The following is a 20,132-nucleotide window of genomic DNA, read 5'->3' on the forward strand; positions in this document are numbered from 1 at the left end:
AAAATTGCAATGAATATTACACAACCTAACTATAGTAAAACATTATCATTTTATAGCCTACTTGGAATTTTCATTTTTCCCTTTTACCTTTTTAGTCAACAGCCTGTTCCTTCGGGAAAAGGTGCTGCGCCAATTGCAGAAATATTGACAAATGAAAAGCATGTTAAAAACACCTATGCAGTTGTTGTCGGCATCTCCGATTATCAAGATCCAGAAATAACTGATTTGCGCTTTGCGGATAAGGATGCTGAGGCCTTCGCTGGATTTTTGCGGTCTGAATCTGGGGGAAAATTGGACAAAGACCATCTAAAAGTCCTTTTAAACCAAGATGCGACCATGGCCCAATTTGCCATCGCGCTGGATTGGTTGATTGAAAATATAAAAGAAGGTGACCATGCAATCATTTATTTTTCCGGTCACGGTGACGTGGAGAAAAAAACATTGACGCAACCCGGTTTTCTTCTTTGTTGGGATGCTCCTGCTCGAGTGTATATGTCCGGTGGTGCATTTGCTTTACCCATGTTGCAAGAGGTGATTTCAACCTTATCTATTCAAAACAAAGCAAAGGTAATCGTCATTACGGACGCTTGCCGTTCCGGAACATTGGCTGGCAATGCTGTCGGAGGCGCTCAAGCAACTGCTTCCAATCTAGCCAAACAATTTGCCAATGAAATCAAAATCCTTTCCTGTCAACCCAACGAATACTCCATCGAAGGCGAACAGTGGGGCGGCGGCAGAGGCGCATTTTCTTTTAATTTGGTAAATGCTTTATATGGTCTTGCTGACAACAACAAAGATCTTTCTATTACTTTGCAGGAGATCGGAAGATACCTAGAAGATCATGTACCTTCTGAAGTTGCTCCGGTCAGCCAATTACCCATGGTTCTTGGCAATCGCAATGAAAAAGTAGCTACAGTTAATCCTACCCTTCTGGCAGCCCTCCAATCCGGCAAATCCAGCCAGATGGCTATGCTTTCTGCAATTGATGTAAGAGGGATCGAAGAGGATGTGCTGACAAGCATGGACTCCACCACCAAAAATTTATATGGTTTATTTAAAAATGCCTTAAAAGACAAAGTGTTTCTTGAACCTGCCTCAGCGTGCGCTGAAGTTTACTACCAAAGACTATTAGCTCAACCAAAGATGGCAAGACTGCATTCTACTTTGACCCGCAACTACGCCGCAGCCTTGCAGGATGACGCACAACAGGTTTTGAAAACATTTTTGAATACAGGTTTAACCAAAGAGGTTTTGTCCAAAGTTCGTTCTTCAAAAATCTACCAATTGTATCCTTCTTATCTCAAGAGAGCTGCTGAATTATTAGGCAAGGAACACTACATGTATAAATCTTTAATGGCTCGAGCTTATTTTTTTGAAGGCAAAATTCAGAATACGCGTAAGGAAAGAGACAAATACTATAGAAAAGCTTTGGAATGGCAGCCGGAAATGCCACATGTCTGGGCTGATATGATTACCGTTTTCTCCGCATCACAGGAAGATTCCGCAAGATATTATGCTACAAAAGCGGCCTCACTTGTACCCAACTGGATAGTGCCCTATGCCCTGCTTGTGGATTATTATCATTTTGTTCTAAAACAATCAGACAAAGCAGATTCAGTATTGAATTATGCAAGTAATTTAGATTCCAATTCTGTTTATTTATGGTATGTAAAGGGTTCATTTTATGATGATATCGGTAAGTTTGAAGAATCTGAGAAATGGTATTTGAAAGCTTTACATGCAACAACAAATGAAGTTTGCTTTCCCTGCTTGTACAATGCTTTAGGTATATTATATATTCAAACAGAACGAATTCCTGAGAGCATACTGGCATATAAAAAAGCCCTACAACTTGATTCCACATTTATCATGGCTTATACCAATTTGGGATTTGCAAATATCAAGCTACAAAAATTCGAAGAGGCAAGAAATTGGTTTAATAAAGCATTGAAAATAGATCCTGATTTGGTAGATGCCCATCTGGGTTTAGGGGAATTGAATCATATTTTAAAGAACTACGATGACGCCATTCAAAACTTGCAAAAGGCCTTACAGTCTAATTACACTGCACCAAAAGCCCAGGCACATGCCTATAATGGAATAGGCATGGCTTATCTCGAAAAAGAAATGCTCGGGCAGGCTGAGCAGGCATTGCTAAAGTCCATCGAGATCGATTCCAATCAGTTTGATGCACACAGTAATCTGGGCATTGTCTATCATATTACAAACCGTTTTCCTGAAGCAGAAAAGTCATATTTTAAAGCGCTAAAATTCAATCCCAAGCACAGTGGTACTTATTATAATCTAGCGAGTTTAAAAAGTAAGCAGAATCTGGTAGATGCAGCTTATATTTATATTGAAAAGGCATTCCAACTTGGCTTTCAAGATTATGCGTGGCTAATTGAAGATCCGGATATGGAATTACTTCGCAAACAAAGTGATCGATGGAGGTCCCTATTAAAAAAGTTTTTCCCTAAAGAGTTTAAAGATTAATATTTATAAGCATATCTTAATTATTTATTTAACCCAGATTATGTTTTCCTTTTTATTCTATAAAAATGTAGACATTTTTTTACATAATCAACTATTGCTGTTGATGGTTTTTTTTAGAATAAACAGCTGATATAAATTTGATGAGACGAAAGCAGAAAATGAAATTTATTATTTTCTTAGGAACCATCCTATTATCCACTCTTGCTGGAAACACACAAGTGTTGGACACTTTAAATCACTTCAATACAATCAAGGAAAATTTGGATTCAGCCAATTCAATGAATGAAAAAGAATTCAATCCAAAGGCACTTTTATGTATTCAAAAGGCAGAATCTTTAATCCGTTTGTATCCTGGTCAAAACTCTCAGGAATACGCACTTCTTAATCAAAATTATGGTCAATACTATGAAAACGAAGGTAATTTTATAAAAGCTGAAAACCATTACAGCAGCGCCATTGTAACGTATAACAAATTAGGAGATAGCCTTAGTTTAAATATTGCTACAACGTTCAATTCATTGGCAGGAATTTATATTGATCTTGGACGAGATGAAGATGCAGAAGAACTATATTTAAAGGCACTTTTTATTCGGGAGATAAAGCTGGGTAAAGATCATCCGGATTATGCTGGTGTTTTAAACAATCTGGCCGGTATCGCTCAGTTTAAAGGGGAATATGCGAAAGCAATCGAAATGTTTCAGCAGGCGATCAAGATATTTGAAAAAACCTTCGGCAAAGAAAATGTTAAGTATGCAAGGAGCCTTCATAATCTTGGCAATGTATACTTTGATACAGGTGAATATGACCAAGCAGAGTTACTTTACAGCGAAGCGTTAAAGATCCGTGAAAAAATATTTGGAAGAAATAATCCTACCTGTGCAGCAAGCATAAATTGTCTGGGAAACCTATATTCAAATATGGGTTTACTGGAAAAAGCTTTGGGGTATTATTTAGAAGCTTTATCTATCTATGAAAAAACTTCAGGTGAAAATAACTTGTCCTCAGCAGGTTGTATGACCAACATCGCCAACATTTACACCGAAAAGAAAAAATACAACCAGGCTGAAGAGTATTTCTTAAAATCCGAAAGCATTTATTTACAAACAACAGGCAAGGAACACCCTGATTATGCCATGAACTTGGACAATATGGCCAATATGTATGTTTCCATGAAAAACTTTGAAAAAGCAGAAAAACTATATAAGGAAGGTTTAAAAATTCGCGAAAACATTTTTGGAACCGAGCACCCTGAATATGCAAACAGCCTGAACAATCTGGGCAGTTTTTACAGTAATACGGACCAATTCTCTGAATCAGAATTATACCTGACCAAAGCAAAAGAAGTTTGGAAAAAAATATTTGGCATTGAACATCCAGATTATATACTCGGCCTGAACAATTTGAATAATATTTATTGGCTTACCAACAAATTTGAGAAGCTCCACAGTAGCATTGTAGAATCTATAATCCTTGAACAAAAACTAATATTAAGAGCTTCAAAACATTTATCAGAAAATGAACTTGCCATCTATATTAAAACATTTTCTGCAAATCTTAATAGACTTTATTCCTTGCAATATAATACAGGAAAATTGTCCGGAACTTGTTTCGACAATACATTATTTTACAAAGGATACTTGTTAAATGCAGTATCAAATTTTAATAAATTGGCTATTCAGGATACCCTGCATTTTGAAAAATTCAATCAACTCAAACAATATCACATTAAAATCGCAAATGAACTTGCAAAAACAGCTTCTGAAAGATCCATGGAAAACATAAAGATTTTAGAAGAAAATGCAAATAATTTGGAAAAAGTATTAGCTGGTTTAGTTAAAGGTTTGAGTGAATCACGAAAAAATTTGAATTTCCAGGAAGTAAGAATTAAACTTAAACCGGAGGAAGCTGCTATAGAATTTATTCATTTTAATTATGTTAATCCACGAGCCACAGACAGCATCTTATATGCAGCCTTAATCATAAAACCCGGATTGGATGAACCTCTTTTTGTCAGACTATTTGAAGAAAGAGAATTGGCTCTCTTGTTGTCAAACACCACAGATCGAAGATCTGAATATGTTAACTCATTATATTCATTAAACATAAGAGGCGCTGCTGCAAGAGGTGCATTTAGAAAAAATCTAACTGATCTCATTTGGCAGCCATTGGCTGCCAATTTAGAGGATGTCAAAACCATTTATTACTCACTAACAGGAATGTTGTACAGAGTAAATCTGGATGCTATTCCAATAAATGATTCAGAAACGATTGCGGACAAATTTTCTCTTGTTGCGCTAAACAGTTCTCGGCAATTAGCCTTACCCATTGAAATTGATGTCAAAAACAACAAGTCAGTATTATTTGGTGGAATTCAATTTGCTGAAAATCCTATGGCGAATGAACAAGTTGATTTGTCAACCCCAGATGGCACAACACCTAAAACAACCCCAGGCAATATTTCTAAAGAAACATTAAATAGCTGGGAGTTCCTTCCTGGAACAGAAAAAGAAGTTAATGCAATCGATAGGATAATTAGATCAAATGGGGCTGAATCTATTTTACTTTCAGGAATAAATGCGAGAGAAGAAGAATTTAAAATGCTTGGATTATTTGGCAAACGTTCACCGAGAAACATACACCTCGCTACTCATGGTTTCTTTTTTTCAAATAACAATATTCCAAATACCAATTCAATCCCTGATGAAAATAATCCTGAGCCCTTTTATAAAACTTCTGACCACTCCATGCTGAGATCAGGACTTATAATGGCAGGCGGCAATAACGCGTGGAAAGGAGTGCCTACATCTGTCGGAGAGGAGGATGGAATTCTTACTGCCTATGAGATTAGCCAAATGAATTTATCAAATACTGAATTGGTTGTTCTCTCAGCTTGTGAAACAGGCTTGGGTGACATCCAAGGCAATGAAGGAGTTTACGGATTACAAAGGGCTTTTAAAATTGCGGGCGTTAAATACCTCATCATGAGTTTGTGGCAGGTCCCAGACAAACAAACCTCTATTCTGATGATCACATTTTATAAGAAATGGTTAGAGGACAAAATGGAAATCCCACAGGCTTTTCATGCTGCGCAAAAAGAATTGCGAGAGTTAGGTCTGGATCCTTACCAATGGGCCGGATTTGTATTAGTTGAATAGATACATTAAAAAAATACTCAATCCACTGATAACCTTTTTTAGTTTGGTCCTACCTTGACACATGAAATATTTGGTGTACAAAGAAATTTATTTAAATTTTTAACTTAATCTTACTTTATGTTACGAATGAATTTAATTTTTATGTGTTTAATTTGCGCAATGGTTACCTATGCTCAATTTAAACCTATTACTGCGTTCCCAAAGAACCATATAGCGCCACAAAACTTAAATTTTAAGAACTCTAAAGTTGCCCTAAAATCAGCAGAAACACCTAAATTAAAAGCATTGATTGTCCCCCTCGATGCCAATACAACATCCAATATTGAAATAAACAGTTCCACAAATATAGAAGGCCAATCTGTCGAAACTCCAAACCAAAGTCTCGCAAGCCAATTGATTAAACAAATTTTAATGGATAATGCTGACAGTGTAAACCTTCACCAAGTTCAGGCAATTAACCAATTATTGAAATCTTCAGCTCAAGTAAAAAGAAAAGAATTCATTTTTTATTAATTAAATTCTAAAAATGAAGATTATAATTTGCCAAAAATAAAACTTAACTTTGTTTGAATAGTTTCACTTTTGGGTTTAACTATTTAAAAAACCATTTAATTAAATAGCTTTTACAATACCAGCACTAAACTTTTACACATTGTACACGCTCTTTAATTCCGGAAGCTATGACAACCGCAGTGAAAAAATATTAATCCAAAATGACCTTACCTGCTTACCATACAAAAATTAGATTTTGTGTTTTTATTATATTGGCCATTTCCACAATTGTAATCCAAGCCCAAACAAAGAAAGCCCTAATCGTCGCCGTAGGCACCTACCCTACTTCTTCAAACATAACTTCTCTCCATTCATTAAATGATATACCATTAATTCAAAGTGCTTTAAAAAAACTTGGCTTTGAAGAAAAAGACATACTCATCCTAGCGGATTCACAAGCTACTAAAGAAAATATTTTAAATGGGCTGGAATCTCAATTACTAAAAAATGCAAAAGAAGGAGACATTGCCTATTTTCATTTTTCCGGGCACGGACAGCAAGTTCAGGATTTCAACGGGGATGAATCAGATGGTTACGATGAGGCCCTCGTCCCCTATGATGCACTGATGGAATATGAACCCGGAAAATATCAGGGAGAAAAACACATTACCGATGATGAATTAAATAATTTATATAAGAAAATTGTAAATAAACTTGGCGCAAAAGGACACTTTCTTATAACCGTGGATGCCTGCCATTCCGGTACTTCAACCAGAGGTTTTGGCTTGGCTAGAGGCACCGATATTCCAATGGCTCCAGCAGACTACCGGGCACAGTCTGAAAATAAACCCAAAGATTTTGGACCGTCCGATGCTTTGCAAATCAAAGAAAATGCGCTTGAAACTTTAGTTGCTTTCTTTGCCTCCATGGCCAGCCAAAAGAATTATGAAATCCTGGCGGAAGATGGGAAGTATTATGGATCACTCAGTTATGCGTTCAGCAAAGCAATCAATAAACTTCCAAAAGATGCAAGTTATTTACAACTGTTTGATCGCATCAGATTAACCATTGGAAACTCAATCAGCAATCAGATTCCTGAAGCTTCCGGAATTCTCACCCAAACAGTACTAGGCGGAAAATTCCAAAGCACTCCTGAATACTATTTAGCAAGAGAATGGGTCAGTGACAGCCTATTGGAAATTGAAGGCGGATTTCTGAATGGCTTGAATACTGGGACAGTAATAGGATTCTTTCCTCCGGATACTAAAAATGGCAGTAACGTAAAACCTTTAACAAAGGGCACCATAATTGAAGCGGGTTCACACACCAGCGTGGTGGAGCTAAAAGAAGATTTTGACAAAAATATATTGGATCATTCATGGGGAATAGTATTGGAAGAGAATTTTGGCAATGTGTTAATCCATTTAAAAAAACAAGGAAACTTGAGCATTGAAATAAATGAAATATTTCAGAATTTAATTAAAATTCCCTTTATAAAAAATACTGAAAGTGATGCAGACCTCCTCTTTGAAGAAAGTGGAATGCAGATTAAATTGACCAACAAATTTGGGCTAGAAATTGATTCCTGGAAAAACTCTTCAAACAAACAAAACTTGTTCGAATCCATAAAAAAAAGCATCACGAAATATGCACAAGCTCAATACCTACGAAAATTAAATCAACAAAATAGAAAGATAGACCTAAGACTGGATTTTATTTTAGTAAGCCGCAAAGGAATTAAAATTCCTGAAAATTATCCATCTGACAGCTTAAAAAATGAACAGGGAGAAATCATTTTAAAAAATGGAGACACCATCAGATTAAAGGTCAGCAATTATGGTAAGGAAGAAGCCTTTTTACCATTATTGATATTCAACCGGACAATAAAATGAACATACTTTATCCAAAAGCAGAAGAATCTTCGGTGAAACTTGCCAGCGGGAAATCAGAAATTATACCCATAAATTTTAGAATAAGTCCTCCATTAGGAGTCGAACTATTCAGGCTTATAGCCAGTAGGAATCCAATCAATCTAAGACCGCTTGACCAAAGAAGGAGCATCAGTGATCAACCAAATACACAAAAAGATCCTTTTGAAAAGATATTTCTCGAAACATATCATTTGGATAGCATCTCTACCCGGGGAGGCAACACCGCCTCACTTCCTCCGGGACAGGTTAACATTTCTTCAACACAGTTCCGGATAATTGATTGATTGATTGATCGGTTTGATCAATTTACAAATTATTACTAATCAACACTTTACATTCTTTTTCACCCAACAGATCAATTAAATATTTCAAAGAATGATAACCTCAATCTAAATTCTTATATTTATGTGCATAATCACATGCACAAGTATTTTTTGATGCCTTTCTGATCTACTTTTGTGTTTCATGCGTAATGATGACAATTACCAAATCATATATGATCTTTAATAAGTTAAGCTTTCAAGGTTGGCAATTATTTCGCAAATCAATTATTGCTCCTTTATTCATGTTGCATTTCGGGCTGAATCAACTTCAAGCACAAGAACCTATGCCTTTGACAACGCCTCCCATTGTCAATGATCTGGAAGCTGCCCCAACATCCGGAATAAATGACATAGAAGGCACAACTGATGAAGAACGAGTTAAAACTATTTATAACAAATTGGTAAAAGCAAGAGGAGATTACAGGTTTCAAATTCCGGAAGTTTTTTTACGCAATGAAGTAGCAAGAGCCGCCTCCATTGATTACGAAAATTTAGAAATTGTTTTGGAAAAAAAAGCTTACGACGCTTGTCTACCCTATGGAGATGCAGCAATTGCATTTCTCTTAGGACATGAGCTGACTCATTATTACGAAAAGCATGCCTGGCGGAGTGGCTTTGCTGGAAATAATTCGGATCTCAAGGCGAGCCGAAGTCTTAAAGTGGACAACAATGACTTGGTATCAAACGAAATCGAAGCCGATTATTTGGGCGGTTTTCTTGCCTACTCAGCTGGTTTTGGACTTTTTGATAAGGGAGGAGAAATTATTAAAAGTATCTACAAGGATTACAAAATGAAAGATGAGATCGATGGATACCCATCCTTGCAAGATCGTGTAGAATTTTCCAAAAGAAGCGCTGCTAAATTAGAATCACTGATTGATGCCTTTGAAATGGCCAACATGCTAAATGCAACCGGCAAATTTGAGGAAGCAAAATCCTACTATAAGTACATTCTGATGCATTATCAAAGCAGAGAAATTTACAACAACATAGGTGCTGCCAATTTGTATGAAGCCCTTAGCTATTTTGATCAAAAGGATTTAAAATTTAAATACCCTGTACAACTGGATCTAAAAACTCAGGGAGCCCGAGATGTATCTGTTAAAGAAAAGCGGGAAGCACTTTTGAGAGAAGCCATTAAACATTTTAATTATGCCATTGGGTTGGATGCTGATTATGCTCCTGCCTATTTGAACAAAGCAATAGCCTTAACTATATTGGGGGAATATGATCGTGCACTTTTTTTATGCGATAAAGAGGCCTTAGAACTTGCCGTCAAAAAGAAACTCACAAAACTTATTACTGATGCCAAAATCCTTAAAGCCATCATTTTTACTAAAACCAAAAAAGAAGCAGACGCCAAAAAAATTTTAACAGACCTGGCAAATAACAATAAAAGCAAACTGGCAAAAATAAATCTGGATATCATAACTACCGGCATTATACCAAAGGATGTCCTGCCCAACCAAGCCAATGAGGTATTTGACACCATCCAGAGTTTTAATTTAAAATCAATTGCAAAAAACAGAAGCCCGAATTTTAATACTGAAAAAGTGTTACAGATTAACAATTCAAATATCTTTTTTCAGTGGACAGAAGATACTTTGAATTTTAAAGTATATTTCAATCAAATCAGTGAGCCTAAATTTAGAAATTTTATAATGCTGACCAAGCCGGGTAACGAAGTTAAAAACTCTAAAAATATTGGACTGGGAAGTCCACTCTCTTTAATTACGCAAACCTATGGCCCCGCTAAACAGACTTTGGAAACCCCCCTGGGAAGCATACTTATTTACAGCAATACAATATTTATTCTAAATGAAAAGGACAAAGTGGAAAGATGGGGGAATTTTTCTTACAATAACAAATATTTTTAGTACAACTGACGTAACCGGATTTTTTAAATAATTCTATAAATGGTTCACAATAAAAGATAACCAAATATAATAATCAAGTATAGTTGATTGAAAAGTCATGAAAATCTTTAAAAATAAAGTATTCGGAAATTACACTACGCTGGACTATCTTGGCAAAGGTAGTTTTACATCCGTCTACACCGCCGTACATAATTTTACAAAGGAGAAAGTTGCACTCAAAATAGCCCATACCAATGATAAAACCATCATTGCTGAATTCAATAAAATTGTAAAAAGTGGCCTGAAAGGGCTTTTAAAAATTGACCACAAGGACATCATTGGGATCCGGGAATACTTTGTTGTATCGGAGGGTAACACTGAGTATTTTATCTTAGTGCTGGATCTGGTCAAAGGAGACTCCCTTGACAGAACCAATGTAGTAGATACTTGCAGCTTACAGGAAAAACTTGTAATGTTTGGAAAAATTTGTGATGCTATAATTTACGCTCATGAATTCGAGTATGAGGATCAAAATGAATATCATTCGTACAGGATCAAAGGAATATTCCATGGGGACATAAAGCCTAATAATATTATGATCTCTCAGGAGATGGATCCGAAAATTATAGACTTTTCTTTCCTAAACTTGAAAAAAGCCGCGGGTGAATCAGAAAACTTTATAAGTGAAAAAGAAGTCAACACCGGAGAATTTGGAACTAAAGGATATATGCCTCCGGAACAGGAAAATTTTGGAATTATAAATGAGAAAACGGATATCTATGCTTTGGGGGTAGTTCTAAAGCAACTCATATATGGTTTTAAATTTGAAAAAGAAGCGGAGAAAAAACCCATTTTTCTAAAACTTGACAAGATTATTGAAAAAGCAACCCAAACAAAACCTGAGTTGCGACATGAATCTGTAAGAGCCCTTAAATTCGAAATTGACAAACTTTTAAAAATAAACTTCGTATAAATCCATGGCTATCGATTGCCGCAAGTGTATTGATCGTCGGTGTTTTCGGTTTTATCTTTTATCAGAAGAATTTGAAAAGCACTACAGAAACTTACAATTCTACGACCTATCACAATAATTCAGAGGAGAATCAAAGAGGTGTGAAGGCTCGTGACACCACAAACTTTTCAGTTGATTTAAATAAGAACAAATATTACGCGCTACTTATTGGAAATAATGATTACAAACATTGGAAAAAATTAAAATACCCCGTCACTGATGTTGACAACATGAAAAACACCCTGTTGGAACATTATACTTTCGAACCCGAAAACATAAAGGTTATTACAAATGGAACATACGAGACCATCTACAAGGGGTTTGAATCATTTACAGACCATGGTCCCAATACCTATTTACTTATTTATTATGCAGGCCATGGGAAATACGATAACATTACGGATAAAACTTCACTAATACCTGTGGATGCAGAAGAGAACTCTGATTCAAAAAACATCACAAGTGACATCATTAAGGACCTTTTAAAAAAGTGTAGAATTCACAACATCCTCTTTATTTCGGATGCATGTTACTTGGGAGCGATGGCTTCAAGGGGACTTGACAAGGACAGTGTGGAAAGACATGACATTAATACTTTTAAATCTTTTGCATCTAAACAATCCAGAAAATTCATTTCAAGTGGTGCTCAGGAAACCGTTCCAGACAAATCATACTTTAATGAATATCTGATCAAGTATTTAAAAAAAAATTCACACGACATTACTTTTGAATATACATTGTACAATGACATCATAGAACCGATTCGGAGAAACTCAGCAACCACACCTGTTTTTGGCGTGTTTTTTGACACCCGTGATGAAGGTGGTCATTTCTTCTTTGTCAAAAGAAAAAAAATGGAAGATCCCAGAAATCAATAATATGGGATAACTTTATGAATATAACATTACAAAATCAATCTATTATGTTCCGGAAAATAGTTTCTGTATGTATTACAATACAATTTGTAAGTCTGATTTATGCCCAGGCGGATTTTCCTGTTGTAGTGGTGAGTACTCATGGGAAAGTTAAAAGCAAACTAGAATCAGGTAAATGCTTGAAGACATCGGCAGGAGCTTTGTTAAAAAAAACAGCTACCATTCAGCTAAAGAAAAATGCAGATGCCATCATTTATGTAAACAATCGATTTGTTTCATTAAATGATAAAGGAAAATATAAAATTGAAGAATTGGCCAGCAGCGGTATGCGCAATGCCAAATTAAATTTTGACCCTTTGTTTGGAGAATATATTAAATCAGCGATAACGATCACCTCTCAATCCGGTTGGAATATGAAGAGCAACAAATCTATGGGTGACGGATGGAGTGAATTATCAGGCTTGGAAAAAGGTGGATGGGGTACCACTGACCCTAAAGAAAAAGGTGGCTGGGGCACTACCAATCCTAAAGAAAAAGGTGGCTGGGGAACTACCAATCCTAAAGAAAAAGGTGGCTGGGGCACTACCAATCCTAAAGAAAAAGGTGGCTGGGGGACGACCAATCCTAAAGAAAAAGGTGGCTGGGGGACGACCAATCCTAAAGAAAAAGGTGGCTGGGGTACGACCGATCCTAAAGAAAAAGGTGGCTGGGGGACAACCGACCCTAAAGAAAAAGGTGGCTGGGGTACGACCGATCCTAAAGAAAAAGGCGGTTGGGGAACTACCGATCCTAAAGAAAAAGGTGGCTGGGGAACTACCGATCCTAAAGAAAAAGGCGGTTGGGGAACTACCGATCCTAAAGAAAAAGGCGGCTGGGGAACTACCGATCCTAAAGAAAAAGGCGGCTGGGGGATCAACGACATGAATATTGAACCTGCTTGTCCGGGAGGAATTTATAAAAATGGGGCAACTGTTTTGCGATGGTTAAAAGCCAAAGATGTAGAACACTATATGATTTGCATTTTTGATGAAGATGTGAATTTAATTACCAATTATGTGGTTCATGACACATTCGTTTGGGTAGATCTGAGTAAGTTTAATCTAGATCCCCAAAAGACATATTATTGGCAAATAATTGCATATGGCCAAAAGCTAGTTTCTCCACCGGTAACTTTTGTAATTCTGCCTATGGAAGATCAAAATGAAATTCTGGAAACGCCAAAAAATTCAGACATCTATTCAAACACAGGTCCAGTTGTGCAGGGTATGATGGAAGCTGTTGCATTTGAAAGCAATAAAATGAATTTGGAGGCTTTAAATACTTATGACAAAACTTTATCGCAATATCCAGAGAATAAACTGCTCAGTATGCTTTATGCCTCATTTTGTGTAAGAATGGGCCAATACTCCAAAGCAAAAATGATCATGGAAAAATAAGAATTAAAAACCTTGGATGATTCACTTAGAAAAATATTGATTTTTCAAGATTTTGAATTCCTTCATTTGGATTACTTTCTTAAAATTATCATCGGTCAATATACTGTCCAGATCCTTAAAACCTTCTTTAAAGGCTTTTGCAAGGGACTCACAGCATAAGACATTTCTACCCGTTTGGGCATAAATAGAAGCCAACAGGTAATGGGCGAAATGATCCTTTGGATATTTAACAACGTAGTTTGTCAATTCATTTTCAGCATTTACTATGTCGTTGGTATACATATAATACTCTATCATTCCTTGAAAGGTGTATTCAGATACTGGCAAAATAGATCTACCTTTCTCATAATAAGTCTTTGCCTCCTCAAGTTCGTTCAGTTGAAGAAGCGCGTAACCTAATGCATTCAATTCCGGAACATTATTAGGTTCAAAAATTAAACCTGCCTTCTTCATTTTGACCGCTAAATCATATTTTTTATCGTAAACATAATTGCTACCCAATCTAAAATATGCATCTGAAAAACTCGAATCAATGCTTATAGCTCTAAAATATAGTTCATTAGCTTTTGAGAAATTTCCAGTATGTTGGTAAGTGTGTCCTAAATTATAAATCCCTAAAACAAACATACTGTCCAGCTCTACCGCTTTTTCACCACTGATCAATCCGTTTTCGTAATCCCCCATCCTATTATAACTTCCGCACAAATTTGACCACAACAATGGCCAGGAGGGTGCATATTGCAAGGCCTCTTTATACTTAAGCACAGATTCCTTATAATCTTCCTTTAGGAAATTTATATATCCTATTTCATTTAAAATATGGGCCGATTTAGGTTCCAGCTTAAGTGCTTGTTGCTGCTCTACAAGAGCCATCGTCAAAAGTGTATCTAAATTTTCTCTTTGCGCCTTTAACCTATAATTTAATCCTGTAAAATAATGAACCCTGGACAATAAAGTCTTATAAAAAAAATGTTTTTCCCCCAAGAGTTCAGCAGCTTTTAACAATTGGTCAGGAAATCGATCATACTTTGAATCAAAACTCCATCGGCTTTTTAACTCTTTGGGATCTGCCATCAAATAATCGTTTATGGCTTGCTGAGCACCATCTTGCAGTGCAGCAGCCAAATTCCTTCTCATCAAACCTGAAACTTTTTTAAGCTCTTCACGATTTTTAATTTCTTGAAAAATACTCCAGGCAGAATTTTCCGCAGGAAAATCCAAATGACCTTTTGAAATCGCTTCATTAAACAAACTTACCTTTTTCAGTAAGATAGAGTCATCAGATACTATTGAATTTAATTCCATGGAACGATTGCCAGACTCATAAAAACCTCCATCCAGATCAACTTTTTTTAAGGCTTCCAGCACTTTCGGATCTACCTTTGAAATGATCGTGTTTTTATTTCCAATGGTCATAGGAATCTGACTATGAGGAGCAACCGCAGTTGGAACTTTATCCCCAAGATACCGCTCAATTTCTGCCAGATTTACCGCACCATCATTATTTTTATCGGCCAACCCCTGTACCCCTGCAAGAAAATAATAAGAAAACACACCTCGTCCACCTCCCCAGGATTTTCCTTCCAGTGACAATTCATCCGGCTGACACGACATAATCTTTACTTCATTTGCATATTGTTTGGACAGATTAGCCGCTGTGGCTTGTGATCCTCCTATTGAACTTCCAGCAAGTTTTCCTGCCCTGCAGGCATCGGTAATGACCAATACTTTTGCTTTAGTGGATAGAGCCAGGGTTGATATAACTTCCTGCAAATAGCTTAGTCCAAATGTTCCTCCTCCCATGTACACTCTGGCTGGTGCATCCCAACACAGAAGAAATCCGGGTTGACTGATCGTGGTACTTTCCACATCCCCATGACCGGAAAAATAGATGATCACAAGATCACCCTCTTTACTTTCTTCCATCAACCCATAAAGAGCGGAGACAAATTGACCTGCAGTTGCCTTTTCATTGAGCAATAAAGTAATGTGTGTGCTGTCCACTTTTCCTCCGGCTGGACTTTTTAAATAATTTGCAAATGCGAGAGCATCCCGATCAGCAAACTGCAAATCAGTGATCTTTACATTTTGGTAATCGGAAATTCCTACAATTACTGCGCGCGTAACACCAGTCTCTTTAACCCCGTTTGGCACAACAGGAGTCATACCTTTTTCTTGCCCTCTTGCAATTCCGAAAGCCAAAATAGAACATACCAACAGAAATAATAATCTCATAATCTAATTCAATCTATTCTTAAATTCATCCCAACGTTGATCATTTCGTAAATCTGATATCATTTCATCACTATTTAAAACGAAATTCAAATTAAAACCATTGTCAAATGCATGTTTTAAAAATTTAAACGCCTCTTGGTGATCATTCATTTTCGCATACAGTCTGCATAAAGTGTAGGTTGTACTCAAATCCTTCGCATTATGCTTCCATTCTTTTAGATAATATGGCAATGCAAGTTGATAATCACCGGACATAAAATTTAGCTTAGCCAATAACTCTTCTATTCTATGATCTTTAACACCCATGATGGTATCGCATGTTAAAAGCAAATTACGCGCAGATTCAAATTGACCGGAAAGTATTTGAAAGTTTGCAAGTTTCAAACTGGATTCATAATTAATCTGATTCTTCTCTTGCAGAAGAAATAGATTGGACAATGAGTTCTCATACTGGTGCTGACGCTCTAATCCATCTGCTAATTTCACTCTGACATTTGCTTGTTTGTCAGAATAACTTAATGATGTTTGGTAAGATTTCAAAGCTTCATTTTCGCTGCCCGACCAATAATATAAATCACCTGTCTTTGAATACACATCAGACAACAGGCTAGAATCCTTTGAAAGCGTACAAAATTGTTCCAAATGATGAATTCCACCTTGGATGGGTGATTCAATGCTTTTGGCAGGATTAATCATAAGATCAACTTCAATCGCACCGTTGATTTCTGTTTGCTGCATCGTCATAAGATCAAAAGGTTCGTCAATCATGCCAAATGGCTCGTTTTTAGACTCAGGTTTATCCCATGGGTACACACTGTAAGCAATTTTTTGGTGCAAATCCATGTGAGTTTCTGCATAATGGAATAATAATAATCCGGCTTTATAAAAATATTCTTGCTTAGGATGATGATTGAGCATTCTGACATAAAATGCATACAATTCCTTTTCTCCTTGTATTTTATTTTCACATTTAAATTCTTGTATCACCTGCTCACTGGCATCATACCTCCCTAGTGATTCCAACATATTCCAAAGTTGATAATATCCATTCATTTGACTTTTGTTTGTCTGTATGATACGACGATAATAAATGAGTGCATCTTCATAATACCCCCACTTTTCATACAATTTACCGGCATAGTAATCTAAATCTAGCTGATCAAAATGTTTCCCCTTATAAAATTCAGCCATATTCACCCCGGGTTTAAACAAAGCTCTATCAGTAGCGGTCGCTATATGGGCTTTAACCAAACTATCAGAATACTTATTAAATGTTCCTTGAATTAAATAATTTTCTCTTGCTTTTTTTATCATAATTTCAGCTTCACGATATCGACCTTGAGCGTACATTAACTTTGTTAAATACTTAAAGACCAAAGGATCTTTTGGACACTGCTGAACCAATTTACTAAAATAGTTCTCAGCAACCTGGAAATTTGATTGATCCAAGTTCTGCATCCCCATATAGAAAAAAACCAAAGGATCTTTTGGTTCAGGCCACTCGAGGTATCTTGGCGGTGAAAGAAATTCCTGATCAAGAAAATCAACAACTCCATCTGCCTCAGAATCCATTGTAATACCAGGCATACCAGTAAAAAAACCTTTTCTCTTATAGTCTGCCTCTTTTAAACACTCTTCTGCATATTCGTAATCCATTGCTTTTAACTTAATATGGCCCAATCGTTCGATAGGAAGAAAATGATTGGTATTTAAATGAATAGCCTTTCGATAATGTTCCTCTGCAAACAATAGATTTCCGGAGAGCTCATAGTTTCTACCCAAATTAGTATGCGCACCTTGCATCCGATCCTGCAGGAGAACTGCCCTTTTCCCTGCTTCGATTCCCAAACTAATCTTTTTTGAAGCGCATAAAGACTGCTCATATTTGACCAGGGAATGGCCCAACTAGGTGCAATTTCTGTTGCTTTTAAATAATGCTCTAAGGAAACATCATAATGTTTTTTATATTTATATAAGTTACCCAATTCATTGTGAATATAGGCCGCATTAGCTTCCAGCTGATAAGCTTTGAGCTGCTGACCAAGTGCCAAATCAACCAAACTATCCGGATTGGTGGATAATGGAATTTTCAATTTCAAAGCAACTCCCGCAAAATAATATTTCTTTACTTCCAGGATATGGTACAACGGCTGATCTTTATTCAAAAATCTCAACGCTGTTTCAATCATGATGGGATACAGATCGTACTCATTAGATCCACTGTTGTAATATTGCCTTCTCTCCAATTCTTCTTCATCACCTTTCAAATATAGATTAATCAAATGCTGAATTCTATCATGAATGACCGCCGCAAGATTCAATTTGAATTGAATATTAACCTTCGAAATCGAATGAATTTCTTGCTTGAATGTTTCGGCTTCCTGCGGTTCCAAAGTGGATTGAAAATGATTAAAAACCAAATCAATCAGATCGCCTTCTGGCATACTGCTCGTTTGACTAAATTCAATTTCCTTTTCAAGTTCACTCCTCCTGATTGAATTGAAGAACTTTTCCATAGGCGTGCTTTCCCTAGGCCCGGTAAAACTTATTGAACGTGAACCCTCCGAGGCTGAACCCGTTGTTTGACCGGTCGATTCTAAAGCCAAAGTTTTTAAAACAGAATCATTGACTATGGCCATTAATTTATTAGGCTTTCCAAGTGAAACCGGATTTTGATCCTTCTGTGTAATTTTGGAGACTTCATCTGGAACTTTCTTGGCAAGGTATGCACTCAATTCTTGCAAGGTAATGACTCCATCTTTTTCTCAATCATCTGCCAAACCTTTTAATCCATTTAATAAAAAATAGGAAAAAGCCCCTCTCCCATTTCCCCATACCTCGTTCTCTTCTGAATCCTGGTCCGCTTCACAGGAGGCCATTCTAATTTCATTTTTTTCTACCTTGTTAAGTTGTTCACCAATTAAAGTTTTCCCTCTGTTGTCACTTCCTGCCAACTTCCCCGATCTGCATGCATCTGTGATAAGAATTACATTGGCATTTTTTTCAACCGAAAGTGTGTTGGCCATAATATTGAAATCTTCAATTCTGATGGCATTGTTCAGATAATTTCCAAAGGGGGTGTCGAACGCTAATAAATATCCTAATTTATAAATACTCCCCTCTACATCTCCATGACCGGCAAAGTAAAAGTAAACCAGGTCATTCTTCTTGGCTTCTGTTTCTAACCACCTTTTCGCCAGGTAAATATTGGAGACTGTAGCTTGCTCATTCACCAAAAGTTTAACCTGAGATTTGGGAACGGATCCTCCCGCCGGAGAATAAAGATATTCGGCAAACAATTCTGCATCTCTGTGAGCAAATTTTAAATCAGTAAAATCTCCATCTTTGTATTCTGAAATTCCAATTACCAATGCGTATATCTTCCCCTTGGTGATGGACTTCTGAGCTGATAAGTCAGTCTGATACAATAGAAACAAAATGAAATAGCCAAAAAGACAATATGTTAAGCCAACATTTGAACCTGTCATAAATTTTTCTTAAATCGTTCAAATATAGGGAAAACAAAAGATTAAATATGGAATTGAATATTCAGAAAAGAGGCATTGCTTGACAATAAGCTTAAATCAAGGAGTGCATGCTACCAGACCGCAATATTGTATGATCTTTCATCATCCAATGACTTACTACAATTGTACAGATCAGTTGGAATTGATATTTATTACTGAAATATTCCTAATTTTGAAATTATACAACTTGACATGTCCAAAAAACATTTAAAAGAAAAGAATTTCATCCCACAACCACAATATCCCGGCGGCCCTAAAGCCATGAGTAAGTTTGTAGAGGATCAACTTAAATATCCCGATGAGGCGATCAAGAATCAGATCGAAGGAACAGTGGTTGTAAGAATTGAAATCAACTACTTGGGAGAGGTAGTAAATGCGCACATCATAAGTGGACTCGGCCATGGCTGTGATCAGGAAGCGGTCAGGGTCGTGAAATTATTAAAATTCAAAATTGCAAAAATCCATCAGCTCAAAGTAAGTTTTTTCAAAACCATAAACATTGGTTTCCAATTGCCTAGGCAAAAAGAAATGACAATAAATTACCAAATCATACCTGAAGAAAAGAAAGAAAATAAATCCGAAAAGCCTCCAATAACATATTCTTATAAAATTCAGATTTAAATAATGCCGATTGCCCATCAATGGGCTACAGTTAAATCTTTTCGATTTTTTTTGCTACGATTGGAAAATCTCCAAGGTGTATCGCAATTATATATTAGCCATAAGCGTGTTAGGAAGCTATAGGTTGGCTTTTTGAACCGGTATATAGAAGATGACCTGATATATATAATAATGCG

General features: G+C 36.4%; 13 protein-coding genes. 10 read left to right on the top strand and 3 right to left on the bottom strand.

Annotation, left to right across the window (positions count from 1 at the left end; all coding sequences use genetic code 11):
* Positions 1–9 precede the first annotated feature (9 nt).
* From IPJ83_12760 to IPJ83_12800, 9 genes are all read left to right on the top strand, one after another.
* Positions 10–2,493 carry a tetratricopeptide repeat protein gene (locus tag IPJ83_12760; protein MBK7881419.1) on the top strand — a complete coding sequence of 828 codons (2,484 nt, stop codon included), beginning with the start codon at positions 10–12 and terminating at the stop codon, positions 2,491–2,493.
* A gap of 158 nt (positions 2,494–2,651) precedes the next feature.
* A complete protein-coding gene (locus tag IPJ83_12765; GenBank protein MBK7881420.1) occupies positions 2,652–5,648 on the top strand; it encodes a CHAT domain-containing protein in 2,997 nt (998 codons plus the stop codon).
* A 141-nt stretch (positions 5,649–5,789) separates the two neighbouring features.
* The gene (locus tag IPJ83_12770; GenBank protein MBK7881421.1) at positions 5,790–6,161 is read left to right on the top strand and encodes a hypothetical protein; all 372 of its coding nucleotides are present in this window, start codon (positions 5,790–5,792) and stop codon (positions 6,159–6,161) included.
* 200 nt (positions 6,162–6,361) lie between these two features.
* Positions 6,362–8,032, top strand: a complete 1,671-nt coding sequence (locus tag IPJ83_12775) for a caspase family protein (protein MBK7881422.1) — start codon at positions 6,362–6,364, stop codon at positions 8,030–8,032.
* Positions 8,029–8,355: a hypothetical protein gene (locus IPJ83_12780; GenBank protein MBK7881423.1), complete on the top strand. Its 327-nt coding sequence runs from the start codon at positions 8,029–8,031 to the stop codon at positions 8,353–8,355. The genes IPJ83_12775 and IPJ83_12780 overlap by 4 nt, the downstream gene beginning before the upstream one ends.
* A gap of 281 nt (positions 8,356–8,636) precedes the next feature.
* A complete protein-coding gene (locus IPJ83_12785; GenBank protein ID MBK7881424.1) occupies positions 8,637–10,271 on the top strand; it encodes a hypothetical protein in 1,635 nt (544 codons plus the stop codon).
* 97 nt (positions 10,272–10,368) lie between these two features.
* Complete coding sequence (locus IPJ83_12790; GenBank protein MBK7881425.1) at positions 10,369–11,223, top strand: protein kinase; 855 nt, start codon at positions 10,369–10,371, stop codon at positions 11,221–11,223.
* Positions 11,224–11,294: 71 nt separating this feature from the next.
* Entirely contained in the window at positions 11,295–12,140 is an 846-nt protein-coding gene (locus IPJ83_12795) for a caspase family protein (GenBank protein ID MBK7881426.1), read from the top strand.
* A 44-nt stretch (positions 12,141–12,184) separates the two neighbouring features.
* Positions 12,185–13,573, top strand: a complete 1,389-nt coding sequence (locus IPJ83_12800; protein ID MBK7881427.1) for a hypothetical protein — start codon at positions 12,185–12,187, stop codon at positions 13,571–13,573.
* 21 nt (positions 13,574–13,594) lie between these two features.
* Here IPJ83_12800 and IPJ83_12805 read toward each other — a convergent pair whose 3' ends face one another.
* From IPJ83_12805 to IPJ83_12815, 3 genes are all read right to left on the bottom strand, one after another.
* On the bottom strand, positions 13,595–15,808 hold the full coding sequence (locus IPJ83_12805; protein ID MBK7881428.1) for a caspase family protein: 2,214 nt from the start codon (positions 15,806–15,808) through the stop codon (positions 13,595–13,597).
* Positions 15,809–15,811: 3 nt separating this feature from the next.
* Positions 15,812–17,656, bottom strand: a complete 1,845-nt coding sequence (locus tag IPJ83_12810; GenBank protein MBK7881429.1) for a hypothetical protein — start codon at positions 17,654–17,656, stop codon at positions 15,812–15,814.
* A 917-nt stretch (positions 17,657–18,573) separates the two neighbouring features.
* Positions 18,574–19,296, bottom strand: a complete 723-nt coding sequence (locus IPJ83_12815; protein MBK7881430.1) for a caspase family protein — start codon at positions 19,294–19,296, stop codon at positions 18,574–18,576.
* A gap of 231 nt (positions 19,297–19,527) precedes the next feature.
* On the opposite strand from IPJ83_12815, the gene IPJ83_12820 reads away from it, so the two are divergent.
* Positions 19,528–19,956 carry a TonB family protein gene (locus IPJ83_12820; protein ID MBK7881431.1) on the top strand — a complete coding sequence of 143 codons (429 nt, stop codon included), beginning with the start codon at positions 19,528–19,530 and terminating at the stop codon, positions 19,954–19,956.
* Positions 19,957–20,132: the final 176 nt, after the last annotated feature.

Source organism: Candidatus Vicinibacter proximus, from assembly GCA_016713905.1.
GTDB lineage: Bacteria > Bacteroidota > Bacteroidia > Chitinophagales > Saprospiraceae > Vicinibacter > Vicinibacter proximus.